General features: G+C 42.1%; 12 protein-coding genes and 2 tRNA genes. 7 read left to right on the forward strand and 7 right to left on the reverse strand.

The genetic code is table 11. The annotated features are described in order from the left end of the window. Positions 1-178: 178 nt before the first annotated feature. The 4 genes from ACOOEY_RS18140 to ACOOEY_RS18155 all read left to right on the forward strand — a co-directional run bounded on the left by ACOOEY_RS18140 (position 179) and on the right by ACOOEY_RS18155 (position 2,225). Positions 179-871, forward strand: coding sequence for a DUF2461 domain-containing protein (locus ACOOEY_RS18140; RefSeq protein WP_420386143.1), 693 nt, complete (start codon positions 179-181; stop codon positions 869-871). A gap of 32 nt (positions 872-903) precedes the next feature. Next, positions 904-1,557 carry a DUF2461 domain-containing protein gene (locus ACOOEY_RS18145; RefSeq protein ID WP_420386144.1) on the forward strand — a complete coding sequence of 218 codons (654 nt, stop codon included), beginning with the start codon at positions 904-906 and terminating at the stop codon, positions 1,555-1,557. A gap of 52 nt (positions 1,558-1,609) precedes the next feature. Further along, entirely contained in the window at positions 1,610-2,023 is a 414-nt protein-coding gene (locus ACOOEY_RS18150) for a DUF1573 domain-containing protein (protein WP_420386145.1), read from the forward strand. Between the two features lie 127 nt (positions 2,024-2,150). Then, positions 2,151-2,225: transfer RNA gene (locus ACOOEY_RS18155), tRNA-Pro, on the forward strand. Between the two features lie 241 nt (positions 2,226-2,466). On the opposite strand, the gene ACOOEY_RS18160 is transcribed toward ACOOEY_RS18155, so the two are convergent. Next, positions 2,467-3,948, reverse strand: a complete 1,482-nt coding sequence (locus ACOOEY_RS18160) for a DNA/RNA helicase domain-containing protein (protein ID WP_420386146.1) — start codon at positions 3,946-3,948, stop codon at positions 2,467-2,469. 410 nt (positions 3,949-4,358) lie between these two features. On the opposite strand from ACOOEY_RS18160, the gene ACOOEY_RS18165 reads away from it, so the two are divergent. Next, a tRNA-Ser gene (locus tag ACOOEY_RS18165) sits at positions 4,359-4,447 on the forward strand. A 132-nt stretch (positions 4,448-4,579) separates the two neighbouring features. On the opposite strand, the gene ACOOEY_RS18170 is transcribed toward ACOOEY_RS18165, so the two are convergent. Both ACOOEY_RS18170 and ACOOEY_RS18175 read right to left on the reverse strand, forming a co-directional pair. After that, positions 4,580-7,060 (reverse strand): ABC transporter permease, encoded by a 2,481-nt coding sequence (locus tag ACOOEY_RS18170; protein ID WP_420386147.1) that lies wholly within the window; start codon positions 7,058-7,060, stop codon positions 4,580-4,582. A gap of 99 nt (positions 7,061-7,159) precedes the next feature. Then, positions 7,160-9,625, reverse strand: coding sequence for an ABC transporter permease (locus ACOOEY_RS18175; RefSeq protein WP_420386148.1), 2,466 nt, complete (start codon positions 9,623-9,625; stop codon positions 7,160-7,162). Positions 9,626-9,819: 194 nt separating this feature from the next. Here ACOOEY_RS18175 and ACOOEY_RS18180 point away from each other — a divergent pair, with 194 nt between their 5' ends. Further along, complete coding sequence (locus tag ACOOEY_RS18180; RefSeq protein WP_420386149.1) at positions 9,820-12,279, forward strand: ABC transporter permease; 2,460 nt, start codon at positions 9,820-9,822, stop codon at positions 12,277-12,279. Positions 12,280-12,342: 63 nt separating this feature from the next. Here the strand turns inward: ACOOEY_RS18180 and ACOOEY_RS18185 are convergent, their stop codons facing one another. Next, entirely contained in the window at positions 12,343-13,614 is a 1,272-nt protein-coding gene (locus ACOOEY_RS18185) for a DEAD/DEAH box helicase (RefSeq protein WP_420386150.1), read from the reverse strand. Between the two features lie 34 nt (positions 13,615-13,648). Between ACOOEY_RS18185 and ACOOEY_RS18190 the strand changes: the two genes are divergently transcribed. Beyond that, positions 13,649-13,876 carry a heavy-metal-associated domain-containing protein gene (locus ACOOEY_RS18190; protein WP_420386151.1) on the forward strand — a complete coding sequence of 76 codons (228 nt, stop codon included), beginning with the start codon at positions 13,649-13,651 and terminating at the stop codon, positions 13,874-13,876. A 6-nt stretch (positions 13,877-13,882) separates the two neighbouring features. Here ACOOEY_RS18190 and ACOOEY_RS18195 read toward each other — a convergent pair whose 3' ends face one another. The 3 genes from ACOOEY_RS18195 to ACOOEY_RS18205 form a co-directional block, all read right to left on the reverse strand. After that, positions 13,883-15,334, reverse strand: coding sequence for a TrkH family potassium uptake protein (locus ACOOEY_RS18195; protein ID WP_420386152.1), 1,452 nt, complete (start codon positions 15,332-15,334; stop codon positions 13,883-13,885). A gap of 15 nt (positions 15,335-15,349) precedes the next feature. Next, entirely contained in the window at positions 15,350-16,690 is a 1,341-nt protein-coding gene (trkA, locus tag ACOOEY_RS18200) for a Trk system potassium transporter TrkA (protein WP_420386153.1), read from the reverse strand. 81 nt (positions 16,691-16,771) lie between these two features. Next, positions 16,772-17,941 carry a mechanosensitive ion channel family protein gene (locus ACOOEY_RS18205; protein ID WP_420386154.1) on the reverse strand — a complete coding sequence of 390 codons (1,170 nt, stop codon included), beginning with the start codon at positions 17,939-17,941 and terminating at the stop codon, positions 16,772-16,774. Between the last annotated feature and the right edge of the window lie 16 nt (positions 17,942-17,957).

A 17,957-nucleotide genomic window follows, 5' to 3' on the forward strand; every position in this document is an offset into this window, starting at 1 on the left:
ATCTCCGCTCTTCAGTCGGGCGAAATGGCTAATCGTAGATATGGCTTATCTGCTTTAAATAGTTCAATAATGTAATTGTTGATGTTTTGATTGGGGAGGTAGGTGGCTTGACATTTTTGTCCCATATTTTTGAATCAAACCGTCTTAATGTCAGCAGGCCTTTTTAAATTGAATCACTATGAAAACTACCTCTATTCCTCAATCTGTTTTTGATTTTTTACGCCAGTTAGAAGAGAACAATAATCGTGACTGGTTCAATGAAAATAAGAAGAATTATCAGCGCGAACATGAGCATGTCATTGCCTTTGCCGATGAGCTTTTGAACCGCATGAAAGAGGTAGATCAGATCACTACAGTATCCGGTAAAAAGAGTCTCATGAGAATTTACAGAGACGTCAGATTTTCTAAAGACAAGCGTCCGTACGATCCACGATTTGCCGGTAGTTTTGCGCGGATAAAACCACAGTTAAGAGGAGGCTATTTCTTCCGTTTTAAACCGGGAGATACTGTCGTTGGCGGAGGCTTTTATCAACCCAATGCAGATGACCTGAAACTGATCCGCGAACACATTGCTCAGGACGATCAGCCGCTCCGTGATGTGCTGGAAAATCAACGGTTCAAATCGGTCTTTGGAGAGCTGATGGGAGAGCAGTTGAAGACAGCTCCCAAGGGCTTTGAGAAAGACCATCCTTCTATTGATCTGCTTCGATATAAATCCATGTACACCTTCAAATCCTTTACTGATGATGAAGTACATAGTAAGCAATTCTTAGAAGAGGTGATGAATGTCTTTTTGGCTATCCGACCGTTTTTCGATGTCATGACGGAATACCTGACCACTGATCTTAACGGACTTTCTTTAATCGACTAAGAACTATTCATTCTGGTCTATGTTGTTTTACCATGTCTAAGCGGAAAGTATTTCAGTTTTTAGAAGATCTGAGTCGGAATAACTCAAAGGAGTGGATGGATAAGAACCGCTCCAGGTATGAGGAGGTTAAGTCGATATTGGTTGAAGAATTTGACCCCATCCTGGAAAGGCTAAAGGAGTTCGATCCCAGAATTGTTCAGCCCACAGCCAGAAAATGCCTCAGTCGAATCAATAACAACCTGATGTTCCATCCGGACCGACCAACTTACAAAGATCATATGGGCCTGGCCTTTGGCTATGGAAAGGGTTTGGCAGACTTTTATGTCCATCTGGGTGTGTCTGAGCAGTTGATTGCGGGCGGTCTATGGCATCCGTCTTCAGAAAAACTCAAATTGCTAAGGCAGGAGATAGACTATGAAGGAGAGCGATTGGATACTCTTCTCAAACGACCTGAGTTTGCTGACCATTTCATCATTTACGAAGAAGATATGCTGAAAGGAACGCCTAAGGGCTATTCTTCCGATCACGACCATATCTACTTACTTCGGATGAAGAGTCTGGCGGCTTATCGTCCCATTACCAGAGAAGATTTCTACTCAGAGGCTTTCAGCGATATGGTAGTTGAGTCTTACAAGGCCGTTGTTCCTTTGCTCGATTTTGCCAATACGGCCATTCAGGAAGCTTAAAGCCTTTGTTTCTTATTGAAATCCCTTAGTTTTATTAGATAAAATGAAGCTTATGAAAAAGGTAGCCATCATATTATTTGCGTTTTTCAGTTGGCAGGTAGCCAAGGCACAGGAAGAGACTGTGAAGACCGGGCCGATAATGGAGTTCGAGGAGAAGCTGTACAACTTTGGTACAATTACTCAAGGCGACACAGTGTTACATACTTTTGTCTTTAAGAATGTAGGAACCGAGCCATTAAGGATATTATCCGCCAGAGGATCATGTGGCTGTACGGTGCCGAAGTATTCGAAGGATGAGATTCAGCCAGGAGAGAAAGGAGAGGTAGTCGTGAAATTCAATAGCGCAGGCAAAATGAATAACCAGAACAAAACGGTTACGCTGATGACTAACTCTATAGATAAAAAGCCAATTATTCTGACAATCAGAGGAGTTGTGGTGGCACGGACTGAAGACGGAGAAGATTGATAATCAAAAAGTTAAACCAAGAGCCGCATGAACTGCGGCTTTTTTTATGCAAATCACCTTAAATTTTAAGCTGGTGTTTTATTGCAAAAAGAAATTTCCCTCTATATTTGCACTCCCATAAGGGAAACGGGGTGTAGCGTAGCCCGGTCATCGCGCCTGCTTTGGGAGCAGGAGGTCGCAGGTTCGAATCCTGCCACCCCGACAATTAAAAGCCTGACTATCAATTAGTTAGGCTTTTTTTGTGTCGTTTTCATGTGTCGAAAAGTCCTTTTTGCTGCATTTTATTTTGCGTATTAGTCATATTATTTCGGTAGTCTAATTACTCTAGCGGTTTGTATATCTGACTTCATTTGAATATTAATAAGAATCAACAATCAAAATACTTGTGTCGGAAGTATGTGTCGAAGATAAGATCTTGACTACATCTTTTATGATAAAAATTATCAAACCTGGTTTGCGGTTAATATTTCTAGACATCTGCTCATAACTTCAGGATTATCGATAATTATTAGCTTGAGTTTGGATTTTGTTCTAGATAATATTTGGTAGAGCATTTTTGTCGGGTGATAAATTGGGGTTTCTGGGTATCCTTGGGTAGATAAAGTGCCATTCGGCTTGTAGTAAAAATGACCGTCTAGAACACCAACTACGCATTCAAATTCTTGACCAATTACACTATGAGCATTTTCAGTTATATCTTCTGTATTCAAGTATTCATACTTTGACTTGCCATATAGTTGTGGTGTGTAATTTATGACTTTACAGTCCTCGTCTAGGAGAAACTTGATATACTCTTTGCCTTCATGCCTTTTAATAAAATACAGCACCTGTACATTAGGGTAAAACTGTTTTTTAGGAGCTCTGTTTTTTTGAAATAGAGCATTTATAAAATCTGATATTTCGGGGTTAGTTCTGATTTTTGTTTTTAGCTTAAATAATGGGGTTGTAAGAACTTCCTCGATTTTTGATGGTATGCTATTAGCAATTTCTTTTTTGCTTAATGTCTGTACCCCATCGAAAGCAAAGAGACATGACCTGCCTGAGTTTATTAGTAATTCTAGCTGTGAGGGTTTTAATCTTTGAGCTTCATCAATAATGATGAATTCATAGTCTCTTAATATCCTTTCATTTAGCTGTTTAGGGTAAACTATTTCCCATCCATAGTCCCATATCAGTGTGTTATGTCCTTCATTGAGCATGCCTACGTGAGCAATTAATGTCTTGAATCGGGATTGAGTTTCCTGAGCTATTGAATAAACCAAGAGTGATTTTCCAGTTCCCGCTTTTCCCTCGATACCTATATAAAAGGTTTTATTTTGCTGAAGGCTGTTAAGAACAATTTTCTTAATATCCTCTTGATGGTTAGTAAGAAAATATTCATTTCTGAGAAAGCGGAGTGTTGAATTAAATGGAGAGACTAAATAATCTGATGGGTTAAATATGTTCTGGGTGTCTACTTTGTATTTATGATCTTGTTGTTTTAACAAGTCAATAATTTCAGATATACCAGTTTTGTAAAGTTGGCCATCAGGGTTTATTCCAAGTATTTCTTTTTTGTTGGAAATGAATGTATATGAAAAGATTTTTCTCTTTAAAAATCTCAGATAATATTCATTTCTTTTGTGTTGAGTAATTATTCTCTCTTCATCAAATTCACTTTTAAGCTCAATATTAATTATTAGAGATTCGTCAATTCTCAACAAATCAAACTCTTTTCCGATTTGAGGTATTTGGAAGCAAATGTGAAAGTTTTCAAATACTACAGATTCTTGAGAAGCCGACTTTAACAGATATATGAAAGACTTCAGATCAAGAATTTCCTCTTGTTTTATTGAAATTGACTTTGCCTTTAAATAGAGTTCGAAATCATTCTTTTGAAGACCGTCATGTAGATTTGCGAAAGAATTTAGATTTACGGGTTGCATGTAATTAAGAGAATGTGTGTTGTTATCTACAAATTATACTGTCTTAATTTAAATGCCAATGTTTAGGAATTGAAATACTCATTTCTATACTTTATTAGTATGTTTCAGCTTGAATGATGTAATCAAAATCAGTATAAGGGTTGGGTCTCGTAGGATTATAAAATCCATGTGTCGAAGATATGTGTCGATTTTGCCGTTTTTGAGCATTTTCCGACACATGTTTTTTTGTAAGTATTTGACTATCAGTGTATCAAAAATAGAATATTAGGTTCGAATCCTGCCACCCCGACAAAAGCCAACCAAATGAGGTTGGTTTTTTTGTGTAAAAACACAGCTTAATTATTGTTTGCAATCTATTGAATTATCAGTTGATCGTTTATATTTGCAAACCTTTAGCAAATCAAACACCTGGAGGGGTGGGTGAGTGGCTGAAACCAGCAGTTTGCTAAACTGTCGTACTGGGAAACTGGTACCGGGGGTTCGAATCCCCCTCCCTCCGCTGAAAGCCTTGTAGTCTGACTGCAGGGCTTTTTTTGTTGTAGCTCTTTATAGGCTGGAATCGGTAGAATAAAAAAAGGCCTCCGTAAGGAAGCCTTTCTTATATCTGACATCTGGTGTCTAATATCTGATCTTATTCATACCTCAAAGCTTTCACAGGGTTTTGCTGTGCAGCTTTCAGTGAGTGGAAGCTGACGGTCAGGAAGGCGATCAATAGAGCCAATATGCCCGCAATGGCCGCTGCACTAATCATCATAGTTGGCAAATCCATGGTGTACTGGAATACTTCCAACCAATCTTCTATGAGTAAATAGGCTGCCGGAGTGGCGATGACAAAGCCCACAATCACCAGAATCATAATGTCTCTGAAGATCAGAAATACCAACTGAGGTACTGTGGCACCCAATACTTTCCTTACCCCGATTTCTTTGATTCGTGTAGCTGTGGTATAGCTTGACAGGCCTAATAGCCCAAGGCAGCTAATGAGTATACAAATGTAGGAGAGAGCAGCTGTCAGCTGACTTTGGCGTTTGTCGGAGCGATATAGGTTATCGGCCTGTGTGTCCAGTAAACCATACTCAAATGGATGGCTGGGATCCAACTCATCGTATTTCGCCTCAAGATAGCTCAGCGTTTGAGAAAGTGTACCAGCCTTGGCATGAACGACAACCGAGGGGTTTACCGGAGTAATACCATTGAATCTTTCATATCGAAGGATAATGGTAGGTTCTACCTTCACATGTAGGGAGAAGGCATTGAAGTCTTTCACTACACCAATCACGCGACTTGGATTACCCTGCTGTCCGGCATTTTGAACGCGTTTGCCAATAGCACTCTCGGCATCAGGCCATCCTTGATATTCAATCATGCTTTCGTTGACTATTACTCCCTGAGTTAGGTCTGTTGGAATGGACTCATCGAAATCTCTTCCTGCAATTAATTCCATTTCCATGGCATTGATAAAGTTTTCACCAATGAACATGACGTTATAGGTGTCTGTCTTCATCATGGTGTCGGCCTCTTCCACCATCATGACCTGACGTCCGCCACCAATCAGTCTGTTTCCAACAGCACTGGAGTTACTGGCGCTCAAACCGGTCGTTGTCGTCACATCAATGATGTTCGGGTTCTCTCTTAATTCATTCTGAATGACTTCCAGTCTGCGGCTTACCAGCGTATCTCTGGTAGGAATGATGATGACATTATCCTTATTGAAACCAAGGTCTTTATTGCGCATATAGTTGATCTGATTACTCATGAGCAACGTAGCGATCACAACACCAATGGAAATAAAGAACTGGAAAGCCACCAGACCTTTTCTCATGAAAGTGCTACCCGGTCCGGTTTTAACAGAACCCTTCATAGCACTGATTACCGAAATGGCAGACAGGTAGAAGGCTGGGTATAATCCGGAGAGGACACCCAACAGGGTAGTAATGCCAATTGAACCAAAAAGGAGAAGAGGGTTATTCGCCCAGTCGAGTGAAAGCTCTTTACCCAGAATGTCATTAATGTTTAATCCATAGAGCAATAGATAAACCAGACCAACCGCTAAGATTAATGAACAGAAGGTGATCAGGATAGACTCGCTCAGGAATTGAGAAATCAATTTGCCTTTGGTAGAACCAAGGACCTTTTTGATCCCCACCTCTTTCGATCTTTTGGTGGCCCTGGCCGTTGCCAGGTTCATGTAGTTGATGCTGGCCAGTACCAATACAAAAATACCGATAGCCATAAATGCCTGAGTATAGGCTTTGTTACCTGTGGCAAGATCGTATTGTACTTTAGAATTAAAGTGGACTTCATTCAATGGTACGAGTCTGGGCTCAAAGTTGGCCTCCCTCAAAGAAGGAGCAAACTGTCTGATAGGAGCCATATACTGGTCGAAGACTTCGTGGAACCTGTTGTAGATGTTGTTGACATCGTAGTTCTTTGGCAGCAATACATAAGAATAGGTTCCAATATTCCATAGCTGGCTCATTCTGGCCTGAGCATTGAGAGGGGGCTGTCCTGATGTGATAGTGGTATATGAGATAAGACCATTGAAAGTCAGGTGAACGTTGTCTGGTAGGTCCTTAATGACCCCTTTGACCGTGAATGTATTCTGATCGGTCTTGACCAGTTCATTCAGTGGGTTCTTGTTACCGAAGAGCCTCTTAGCTGTGCTTTCAGTTAAAACGAGACTACGTGGCTCTACAAGGGCTGTTTCCGGGTCTCCCTGAATAAATTCATGGGTAAAGATTCTGAACATGGCAGAATCTGCAAAATACATGTCATCCACATAGAAGTTGTTATCGTCAATTCTAAAGAGAATCTGACCTGCATTTTGAACTCTGGTGAATGCCTGAATTTCCGGATATTCCATTTGCATGGTTTCCGGTAAAGCCGGTGAGGTCAGAGCGAATTCATCATTTTTCGGTGGAATGTAAAACTTAGATTCCACTCTATAGACCTGATCCCACTTTTCGTGGTGCTTGTCGAAAGTCAGATCACTCTGCACATAAAGCAGGATGATAATACTGACTGCTAAACCTAATGCTAATCCGAAGATGTTCAGGAAAGCATAAAATTTGTTTTTGAGGAGGACGCGGAAGGCGTAAATGAGGTTTTTCATGGCTGCGGATATATAGCTTACTAATTAGTCGGTTTAAATACAGAGTATGTTACATTTTTACGATTTAATCCATATGGGGGAGCACTGTTGGATATTGCTTTATTCATACCTAAGTGCTTTTACCGGATTCTGAGAGGCTGCTCTCAACGAATGATAGCTAACGGTCAGGAAGGCCACAAGTATGGCCAGAAGCCCAGAAATAATGGTGGCAAAGGCCAGGGTTTGAGCCAATGGCATCTGATAGGCAAACTCTTGTAGCCAGTTCTGAATCAGGTAATATGATACAGGGATTGATACTGCGAATCCTATAAGAATAAGCATCAGAACGTCCTTAAAAATCATAAAGACAAGCTGAGGAATTGAAGCACCTAGTACCTTTCTTACCCCAATTTCTTTAATGCGCTGAGATGTAGTAAAGGAAGCCAATCCCAGTAGACCCAGGCAGGAAATAAAGATACAAATGTATGACAAGAGACCTGTTAGCTCGCTTTGGCGTTGATCTTCCCTGTACAACTCTTCCGCTCTGGTATCCAGGAATCGGTATTCAAATGGATGGCTTGGGTCTAGGTCTACAAATTTGGTCTCCAGGAAATCCATCGTGCTTCTGAGGTTATTGCCATTCACATGGATAAGGAATGATGGAAATGCTCCCTGAGCCAGCAGGAAGGGGTTGAAACGATAATGGAAGATGACAGTCGGTTCGACTTCATTGTGCAATGAAAAAGCATTGAAGTCTTTTACCACACCAATCACTTTAGGTAACTCACCAGGGAAGGGGAGTCCGACCCTTTTACCAATGGCTTCATCCCAGCCCATGGCTTTTACCATGGCCTCATTTACCAGTACACCCGTGGTGCGGTCCGAAGGTTGATTTTTATCGAAATCGCGGCCAGCAACCAACTCCAGTTGCATGGTCTTCACATAATCATCTCCTACAAACAATACAGGATATGTTTTATCCACATTCACTGAGTCACTTCCTTCCGCTCTGATTAAAGACTTGGAAGCTCCAAGGAGGTTGTTACCCAGGTTGGTATCACCACCAACCATAATAGCATCTGAAACACTAACCACATCGGGGCTTTGCATGAGCTCTGACTTGATAAACTCAACACGATTGCTGATGGTAGTATCCTGCATATTTACTATCACCACATTGTCTTTATTGAATCCAAGATCCTTGTCATTCAGGAAGTCAATCTGATCCTTCATCAATAAGGTTGAAATGATAATACCGATTGAAATGAAGAACTGAAATGAAACCAGGGTTCTTCTCATATTCAAACTGCCTTTCCCGCTTTTGGCAGCACCCTTAAGTGCTCTGATTGTTGAAATAGAAGAGAGGTAAAAGGCAGGATATAATCCTGATACAATTCCTATGAAAAGGGTTATCAATACTGAACTGACCAGGAGGATAGGGTTTGCTAATAAATTGAATTCCAATTGCTTACCAAGCAGATTGCCCATGTTCACCCCATTAATCAACAGTGCGACAAAACCATAGGCCAGTAGTAAGGAAATGAAAGAGATAATGACTGATTCACTCAGAAATTGAGTTACAAGGGCTCCTTTTGTTGAGCCCATCACTTTTCTGATTCCAACCTCTTTTGACCTGCTGACCGATCTGGCTGAAGCAAGGTTCATGTAATTGATCGAAGCCAGTATCAGGATGAAGATACCTATCGCTGAGAATGCATATATATAATTTCGGTTTCCTGTGGCAAAGTCGAATTGTGGAGGATTAGAATTGAAGTGTGTATCAGCAATATTGGTCAGGTTCATAGAGAATGAGCCATCGAAGCCTGCCAGACGGGCAAAGGGTGCCATGTATTTATCGTAGAACTCCGGGAATTTGGAAAGGAGTGCTTTGGTATCATAGCCATCCGCAAACTGCAAATAAGAGAAGTCTGATGGAGCCCAGAGACCACCTTGTTGTTTTTGCTGCTCTAATAATGTCTTATCTGTCTCAAGCGTCTCATAAGACATAAGTCCGTCAAAACGCATGTGAACATTAGATGGCAAATCCTTCATTATACCGGTGACCTGAAACTGGTTGGTTGGTGTTTTCAGTACCTGTCCCATGGCGTCTTCATTGCCAAAATGCTTTTTGGCAAGAGATTCGGTCAGTACTATGCTATTGGGAGCATCCAGTGCAGTTTTGGGATCTCCCTGAATCATTTCATAGTCGAAAACAGTAAAGGTCGATGAGTCAGCATAGTAAATGTCATTCTCATAGAACTGGTTATCTCCTAATCTGAAAAGGACCTTTCCCGCCCCTCGAAAGCGGACGTAATTTTTGACCTCCGGATATTCGTTTTGTAGGGCAAAGGGTAAGAACTGCGAAGCCAATGCGTAGCTGTCATCTTCACCTGAGATAACAAAATTAGACTCTATTCTATAGATGTTCTTATAATCTCCATGCTGCTTATCATAGCTAAGATCGTTTTGAACGTAAAGAAAGATGATGATAGCGACTGTCAGACCTACAGCCAACCCCATAATGTTCAGCAGAGAGTAAAATTTATTCTTAAGCAGAACTCGTGTGGCAATGACGAAATTGTTCATAATAGTTGAGAGTTATTGACAATCAAAAGTCACAACTTAAAACCACACTCTAGCCTGAATAATGAAGAGCGAAATATCGTGTACCTGATCGGTATATCGATTATGCTGAACGTTAGGTATTTAGCAAGAATCCCCGAAATATAACTGTAACCAATTACGTTTTTATCAGTCCGTAAGGAAACTCAATCACAACTATGTTCAAGAACCTGCTCAAAATCACGCTCAGGACTTTACTCAAAAACAAAGTCTATTCTTTTATCAACGTCTTTGGTCTCGCCATTGGTCTGGCTGGTGCCATGCTCATCTTGCACTATGTATCATTCGAATCAAGCTATGATAACTTTCAGCCTGATGCTGATGATGTCTACCGGGTGAGTCTGGAGATCTTTCAGAATGGTGAATTTGTATTCCATAGTGCCGAAAATTATCCTCCGGTTGGGCCCACCATGGTCAAAGACTTCCCGGAAGTCATTGGTTGGTCGCACCTATATAATATGGGCTCCAAAAACAATGTGGTCATTACTAATGAGGCAGCTCCCGGAGAGCCCATTAAGATTAAACAGAAGAGATTTCTATATGCCAGCCCCACCTTTCTGAAGATGTTCGGTGCTCGGATGATTGATGGAGATGCTGAAACTGCTTTGGCTGAGCCTTTCACCATAGCCATCTCTGAATCCATGGCCCGGAATTATTTTGGTAACGAGAATCCTATTGGAAAGAGGTTAAGATTAAAGGACGATGACTTCAACGATGAAAACTGTCTGGTAACGGGAGTATTTGAAGACGTGCCTGAAAATACTCATCTGAAATATGATGTGCTCATTTCCACCCCAACACTATACAACCGCTTTGATGGGGCTAATGAGCGCTACAATACGGGTTGGTTAAGAAAGGACTTCTACAGCTATATCAAAGTAGCCAAGGGAACAGACATTAAAGCGCTGGAAGCAAAGTTGCCGGCCATGGTCGATCAGTATATGCCAGGGCTAAAGCAGAATGGTGGAGAGAATGTGATGCACCTTCAACCTTTAAGAAAAATACACCTCGAGTCGGCTTTGAACGATGAGGCCGAACTGAATGGAAATGGGGACGCACTATTGTATCTGTCCATTATTGCCGTATTTATCGTGGTGATTGCCTGGGTGAACTATGTGAACCTGGCGACTTCAAGGTCACTGGACAGGGCAAGAGAAGTTGGTATCAGAAAAGTACTTGGCTCTCTGAAGGGCCAGCTGATTGGTCAGTTCCTGATGGAGTCATTTGCTGTGAATTTTCTGGCCATTATCTTGATGTCAGTGATCATAATGGCTGTTTTGCCATCCTTTCACGCAGTGAGTGGAGTACCTGAAACAGTTAAGATCTGGCAGAATGAGATCATCTGGTTCACACTTGCGGGAGTCTTTTTTGTGGGCTCATTGCTTTCCGGTTTCTACCCCGCACTCGTTCTGTCTTCATTCAAACCTTCTCAGACATTAAAGGGACAATTCAGAACCTCAGGCAAAGGAGTCGTATTGAGGAAGCTTTTAGTCGTTTTTCAATTTGCAGCTTCAGCGGCTTTAATCATTGGCACCTTTACGGTTTATCAGCAAATGAACTATCTGAAAACTGCTGACCTGGGTTTCGATACCGAGCAGGTGATTGTAGTGGAAAGAGCAGCTATTACAGACAGGCAAAACAGAAATAATCAGATCACCACCTTTACTGAAGAACTGAAGAAGAACTCGAACATACTCTCTGTTGCCAGTAGTGGAGTGGTTCCGGGTAAGAAGATCAGGTTTAAGGCAGACGTTCGGTCTTATTCAGCTCCGGTAGGAGAGACTTACCCACTGAATTTTGTAGGAGGTGATTATGAGCTGCTGGAAACGCTCGGTATGGAAATCATAGCAGGTCGTGATTTTTCCAGAGACTATCCAAGCGATCCTGATACTGCGGCTTTGGTTACCCGTTCTGCAGTCAGGCAATTGGGTTTCGAAAGTCCTGAAGATATTATCAATCAACCCATCACAGCAGAGAATTTCGGTGCCACCGTCTTAGTGATTGGTGTGGTGGAAGACTATAACCATGAGTCACTGCATATCAAGACTATTCCGTCTGTATTTATTTTACAGCCTTACTGGGCAGAGTATTTCCTCATCAAAGTGCAGCAAAAGAATGTATCGCAGGCATTGGCAGCAGTAGAAAATCAGTGGGGAGTAAGCTTCCCCGGTAACCCCTTCGACTACTTCTTCCTCGATGAATTCTTTGACAGGCAGTATAGGTCAGAAGAACAATTTCAGTCGCTGTTTACGGTATTCTCAGTGCTGGCCATTGTCATTGGCTGTTTGGGATTGTTCGGTCTTTCGGCTTTCACCGCCATGAAGCGAACCAAAGAGATTGGTATCAGAAAGGTGCTGGGTGCCACTATGCCCGGTTTATTCTATATACTCAGCAAAGAGTTTGTGGTGCTTATACTGATCTCTAATCTTATTGCCTGGCCCATTATCTATCTGGTGATGAATCAATGGCTGCAAGGCTTTGAGTATAGAATAGAGACTAACTTTTTAGTCTATGCGCTGGCTACGGTAATGGTATTAGTCATTGCTATGATTACCGTAAGCTTTCAAATGATCAAATCGTCAAAGCTTAATCCTGTAGATTCGTTGAGGTACGAATAAGCAGAGGCAAGAATTGCGGGATACTGTTCAACAGAAAGAACTATGTGAAAAGAAGGTTTAAGACTACCTTCTTTTCCCTTTTCTGAAAGGCTTGCGGCCACCTCGTGGGTTGCTTCCTCTTGATTTAGGATTGTATTCCGGTCCGGGGCCTAAATCTCCGGGAGGTTGAATTTTCCTTACTTCCTGCTCCATCATCTGCTCGATACGAGAGAACTTGTACATGTCATCTTCATTGATAAATGTAACAGCCTCGCCTTCGGATGATGCCCTGGCAGTACGACCAATGCGATGAATGTAGTCTTCAGGATCGTTTGGCGCATCGTAATTAATGACCATGTCGATGTTATCGATGTCGATACCTCTTGAGATTACATCGGTGGCTACCAGCATCTGCAGTTTTCTGTTTTTGAACTCTCTAAGAATCGCTTCACGCTCTTTCTGTTCCAGATCACTGGAAATTTCCTTGGCGTTCATTCCTTCTTTCTGAAGTGCTCTGGTGATTTCTCTCACCTTCAACTTCGTAGAGGCGAAGATGATCAGGCTTGGAACGTCATTGTAGCGCAAGAGGTGCTTGATTGTCTCAATCTTCTGATGGTCATGAGCTAATACGGCTACCTGGGTTACTCTCTCTGCAGGTTTGGAAATGGAAATGTTGACTTCTACCGGATCTTTCAGAATCTCTTTAGCCAACGTCCTGATTTTCGGAGGCATTGTCGCTGAAAAGAGGAGATTCTGTCTTTCTTTCGGCAGGAAGGAGATAATTCTCTTGATATCGTCCATAAAGCCCATGTCCAGCATTCTGTCCGCTTCATCCAGCACCAGGTTCTTGAGTTGCTTTACATTGACATAGCCAAGATTGAGGTGAGAAATCAACTTACCGGGAGTACCAACTACAATATGGGTTCCATGGGTAAGCGCTTTCTTTTCCTGGGTAAAGGCATCACCATCACCACCTCCGTAAATAGGAATTGAAGTCACCCCGGTGAAATAACTAAGTCCCTGAAGCTGCTGATCAATCTGTATGGCCAGCTCTCGTGTAGGACAAATGATCAGGGAGTTAACATGATCATCTTCAATGCCTTCTGAACAGATTTTATGCATCAATGGCAATAAGAAGGCTGCTGTTTTTCCTGTGCCTGTCTGGGCACAGCCAATCATGTCTTTTCCCTCAATAATAGGAGGGATAGCCTGTTCCTGAATGGGGGTTGGATTCTCAAAGCCTATGGCCTCTAAGCCGGCTAATACGTCTGGATGTAAATTGAGTTCTGAAAAGGTCAAAGCATGAACTATATTCGTGGAAGTCTTGTATTGCTTAGTGTTAAGCGTAATATACAAAGTACACAAAGCTAATCAATAGAACCATATAAAAATGAAGAAGGCTGTTTTTAAAACCAATATCAACTGTGGAGGATGTATCGCTACGGTGACTCCTTTCTTGGAAAAGGCCAATACCATTTCAGACTGGGAGGTAGACACGAACTCCAAAGACAAGAAGCTCACGGTTAAAGGCGACCAGCTGGATAAAGAAGAGGTGATCAAATTGGTAAAAGATGCAGGTTTTGAAATTCAGGAAAAGAAAGGACTTTTCGGTTTCTGATTAGCATTAGCGCTTTTTCCAGAAGTGAGGGGAAAGCAACATCAATACTGTAAACAGTTCCAGTCTGCCTAAAAGCATTAGAATCCCTAAGAGCCATTTACCAGCCATGGGCATTCCGGAAAAATTATCTACCGGGCCTACTTCACCAATTCCGGGACCCACATTACCCAGAGAGGTAGCTACAGCCCCAAAGGCTGTGTCGAAGCTCACATTCATAGAAGCTAGTAAAGTCACACCCACCAGAAAGACCAATATATAGATCATAATAAAGGCCAGTACATTGAATACAATGTTCTGTTCAATGGCCTTACCACTAATTCTTACCGGGATTACCGCAGAAGGGTGTAGCTGTCTTTTCAGCTCAAGAAAGGAGTTTTTAAACAGCACCACATGGCGAATCACCTTTACACCACCCGCTGTGGAACCTGCTGAACCTCCCACAAAAAGCAGGATAAAGAAGAGAACCGATAGGAATGGTGCCCAGCTTGTATAGTCAGCAGAAACAAAACCCGTAGTGGTAATAATGGATACTACCTGGAACAGGCCATCGCGGAAGGAGCGTTCGAAGCTATTGTCATTGACCACCAGTAAGGTTACCGTTACAATGAGCGTAATGGCTATGGTGAACAGCGTATAGACAACAAACTCTTCATTTCTAACGATTTTCGTGAAGTTCCTTTTCAGGGCAAAGTAGGTGAGCGTAAAGCTAGTACCTGCCAGGAACATGAACACAATAACGATGTACTGAATGGCCGGAGATTGTCCGGCTAAACTGGCATTCATGGTGGAAAATCCACCCGTGGCCATGGTGGTTAAACTATGATTGATAGCATCGTAGGGCCCCATACCCGCCAGGTACAGGAGAATGGCTTCCGTAACGGTGAGTCCGAAGTAAATGAACCAAAGTCGTTTGGCTGTTTCCTGAATTCTTGGCTGAAGCTTGTCAGGGGTAATGCCTGGAGCTTCTGCAACAAAGAGCTGCATACCTCCAATACCCAGGAAAGGAAGAATGGCCAGGGCCAATACAATGATTCCCATACCACCAATCCATTGAGTAAGACTTCGCCAAAAGAGTATTCCTTTCGAAACAGATTCTATATCGGTCAATATGGATGCTCCGGTAGTCGTGTAGCCGGAGACCGTTTCGAAGAAAGCATCGGTAAGCGAAGGAATCGCGCCACTGATGAGATAGGGGAGTGCTCCGAAAAACGACATTACTATCCAGCCGGAAGTTACAATAAGGTAACCATCCTTCTTTTTAAGGTCTTTACTTCGGTTTTTACGGGTAAGCATGCGCAGACCAAAACCTGCTGAAATAGTTATTCCACTGGAAATAGCGATAGACACCCAGTCTGTTTCCCAGTAGTACAGAGAGACAGGCAGGCAGAGTAGCATAAATCCTCCATTGATGAGGAGCAAAATGCCGAGTATATTACCGATGACCTTGTAGTTAAACATTGATGCTACAAGTTATCAACTGAAGTATGATTCTACCTTCTTGATACATTCCGGTTTTGAAAGTACTACAACACGGTCTTTGGCCTGGAACCTGAAATTACCAGGTGTGGTAAGTCCTCTGCCATCGCGGATAACACCACCAATGATAGCAGATTTGGGGAATTGAAGATTTCTTAACTGATGCTCCGTAATCTTGGAGTTTTCCTGCACTTCGAATTCCAGGATTTCAGCATCTACACCATGTATACTGGTAATAGATACAATTTCTCCCTGTCTTACATGACGGAAGATAAAGTTAGCTGCAATGAGTTTCTTATTGATCATGGTGTCAACACCGATACTTTGCGAAAGGTGTATGTAATCCATGTTTTCTACCATGGCGATGGTTTTCTTCACTCCCATCTTCTTGGCCACCAGACAGGAAATGATATTGGTCTCAGAGTCTCCGGTCACAGCAATGAAAGCATCCATTTCATTGATACTCTCTTCTTCCAGTAACTCCACATTTCGGCCATCACCATTAATGACCATGGCATCAGGCAACTGATCTGCCAGTTCAAAGCATTTCTGAGAGTCTTTCTCAATGAGCTTGACGTTGTATTTGCTGCTGAGAATTTTAGCTGCATGGAATCCAACTCGGGAACCACCCAGTATCATCAGGCTCTTTACACCTTCTTTCTTCTTTCCAGAAAGGAAAAGCAGTTTTTCTACGCACTCAGGCTGTGTCACGAAGTAAACGTGATCACCCTCCTGGAACTTAGTGTCACCATAAGGAATAATGGTTTCATTCTCCCTGAGTATGGCTACGGTCATAAAAGCCTGATCAGGGTTGATTTTGGCTACCTCAATCATGGACTTACCAATAAGGGGGCTTTTGGCCTCAATATTCACGCCTATGAGTTGAAGAAGACCCTTCTCAAAATCGAAGCTATCGGTAATAGCCACCTCTTTCAGCAGCCTTTTGATTTCTCGTGCTGCCAGTGATTCTGGTGAGATGATATCATCTATACCCAGGTGCTTCAGGTTGAGCTTATCCTTCTTATAGAGGAACTCGGTATTAGAAATTCTGGCGATGGTTCTTTTGGCACCAAGATGCTTGGCAATGATAGCCGTGGTAATATTAATTTCTTCAGAGGAGGTAACAGCAATGAGGAGGTCCGATTCGCTAACCCCTGCTTCTTCCAAAACAGAGTAGGAGGTTGCTGTTCCTTTGATTGTCGCTGCATCTACCTGATTAGCAGCCATTTTAAGTTTGTCGGCAGCCTGATCGATCAGCACAATGTCCTGACCTTCCTGACTCAGCAATTTCGCCAAATGAAAACCCACATTACCAACTCCCGCTATAATTACCCGCATCTTTTCACACTTTGGAGGCTGCCAATTTAAACAAAATCATGAATGACGTATACAATTAAAAGTTGTTTGCACAGAAAACGATTACTTTCCTTTACTTTCAGCTGGCCAGCCTGACCTGAGATGCAAATCTCGCTGAGGAAAAGGGATTTCTATATTATGTTCCTTGAATTTCTCGAAAATCTCGTAGTAAAGCTGACTTTTCAGTATGATAGGGCGATTAATATAGGTACTCGTCCAGATCAATAAGTCGAAATTCAGGGAGCTGTCACCATATTCTACAAAGAGAACATCTGGTGCAGGTCGTTTCAAAACATCAGGATGTTTATTCGCAATATCCAACAAAATTTTCTTGATGGTTGCCGGGTCTTCATTATAAGAAACGCCTACCGGAACATGGAAACGAATACTTCTGTCATTATGGCTCCAGTTAATTACCCTTTGGCTAATGAACTCGGAGTTAGGTACAATAATGCTAATATTATCATTGGTGTTGACTGTAGTTGCTCTGGCCGAAACCTTTGTTACATCGCCTTGAATATTGCCTACCTCAATTCGGTCACCCACTTTAATCGGTCGCTCGAAGAGAATGATAAGTCCGGAAATGAAGTTGTTCGCAATGTTTTGTAAGCCAAAACCAATACCCACACCCAGGGCACCGGCTAGCACATTCAGCGATCCCAGAGAGATACCACTGGTTTGTATAATGAAGAAGCCACCGATAATAATCACCAGGTACTGAACTATGGTACCAATGGACTGGCTTACACCAATATCTGTACTGTATTTGGAGAGCACCTGATTAACAAAAACAGGCTTTAGCTTTCGGGTGAAGTAAACGAGCAGAAAGAAGAGGAAAGAGAGCCTTAGTAAATCAAAGACCTTCACTTTTTTACCTTCCTCCCCAAAGAGTGGCTGATTGAGGTTTGAATTACTGTCTACCCCAATACTGGCTAATAGAACAGTCACCCCAATGATCAGGATGGTGTACTTGGCCGTGTTACCTATAGATAAAACCGTTTTTCTATCTTCAATTCTATGGTTTAGAATCTTATTAATAAGAATGGATCGAACCAGATTGCCGAATAAATTCAGCAAAATGAGAAAGACAATCGGAATGATTAAGTGCGTTGCGGTGATCTCTTCTCCCAGCAGGGTGAACTGATCATTAATCACTGGTATATGTTCGTTGATAAAATTGATGAGCCTCTCCAGTCCGGAAATCGGCTCCTCAATAGAAGTATCCTGAATCATGCTTTAATATAGGTAC

Source organism: Roseivirga sp., from assembly GCF_965216855.1.
In the GTDB taxonomy this organism is placed as follows: Bacteria; Bacteroidota; Bacteroidia; order Cytophagales; family Cyclobacteriaceae; genus Roseivirga.

Excerpts from the sequence above, each read along its gene's own strand:
- ACOOEY_RS18175 (WP_420386148.1), bottom strand. The coding sequence starts at position 9,625 with ATGAACAATTTCGTCATTGCCACACGAGTTCTGCTTAAGAATAAATTT.
- ACOOEY_RS18150 (WP_420386145.1), top strand. The coding sequence starts at position 1,610 with ATGAAAAAGGTAGCCATCATATTATTTGCGTTTTTCAGTTGGCAGGTA.
- ACOOEY_RS18145 (WP_420386144.1), top strand. The coding sequence starts at position 904 with ATGTCTAAGCGGAAAGTATTTCAGTTTTTAGAAGATCTGAGTCGGAAT.
- ACOOEY_RS18205 (WP_420386154.1), bottom strand. The coding sequence starts at position 17,941 with ATGATTCAGGATACTTCTATTGAGGAGCCGATTTCCGGACTGGAGAGG.
- ACOOEY_RS18190 (WP_420386151.1), top strand. The coding sequence starts at position 13,649 with ATGAAGAAGGCTGTTTTTAAAACCAATATCAACTGTGGAGGATGTATC.
- ACOOEY_RS18195 (WP_420386152.1), bottom strand. The coding sequence starts at position 15,334 with ATGTTTAACTACAAGGTCATCGGTAATATACTCGGCATTTTGCTCCTC.
- ACOOEY_RS18140 (WP_420386143.1), top strand. The coding sequence starts at position 179 with ATGAAAACTACCTCTATTCCTCAATCTGTTTTTGATTTTTTACGCCAG.
- ACOOEY_RS18180 (WP_420386149.1), top strand. The coding sequence starts at position 9,820 with ATGTTCAAGAACCTGCTCAAAATCACGCTCAGGACTTTACTCAAAAAC.
- ACOOEY_RS18170 (WP_420386147.1), bottom strand. The coding sequence starts at position 7,060 with ATGAAAAACCTCATTTACGCCTTCCGCGTCCTCCTCAAAAACAAATTT.
- ACOOEY_RS18160 (WP_420386146.1), bottom strand. The coding sequence starts at position 3,948 with ATGCAACCCGTAAATCTAAATTCTTTCGCAAATCTACATGACGGTCTT.
- trkA (WP_420386153.1), bottom strand. The coding sequence starts at position 16,690 with ATGCGGGTAATTATAGCGGGAGTTGGTAATGTGGGTTTTCATTTGGCG.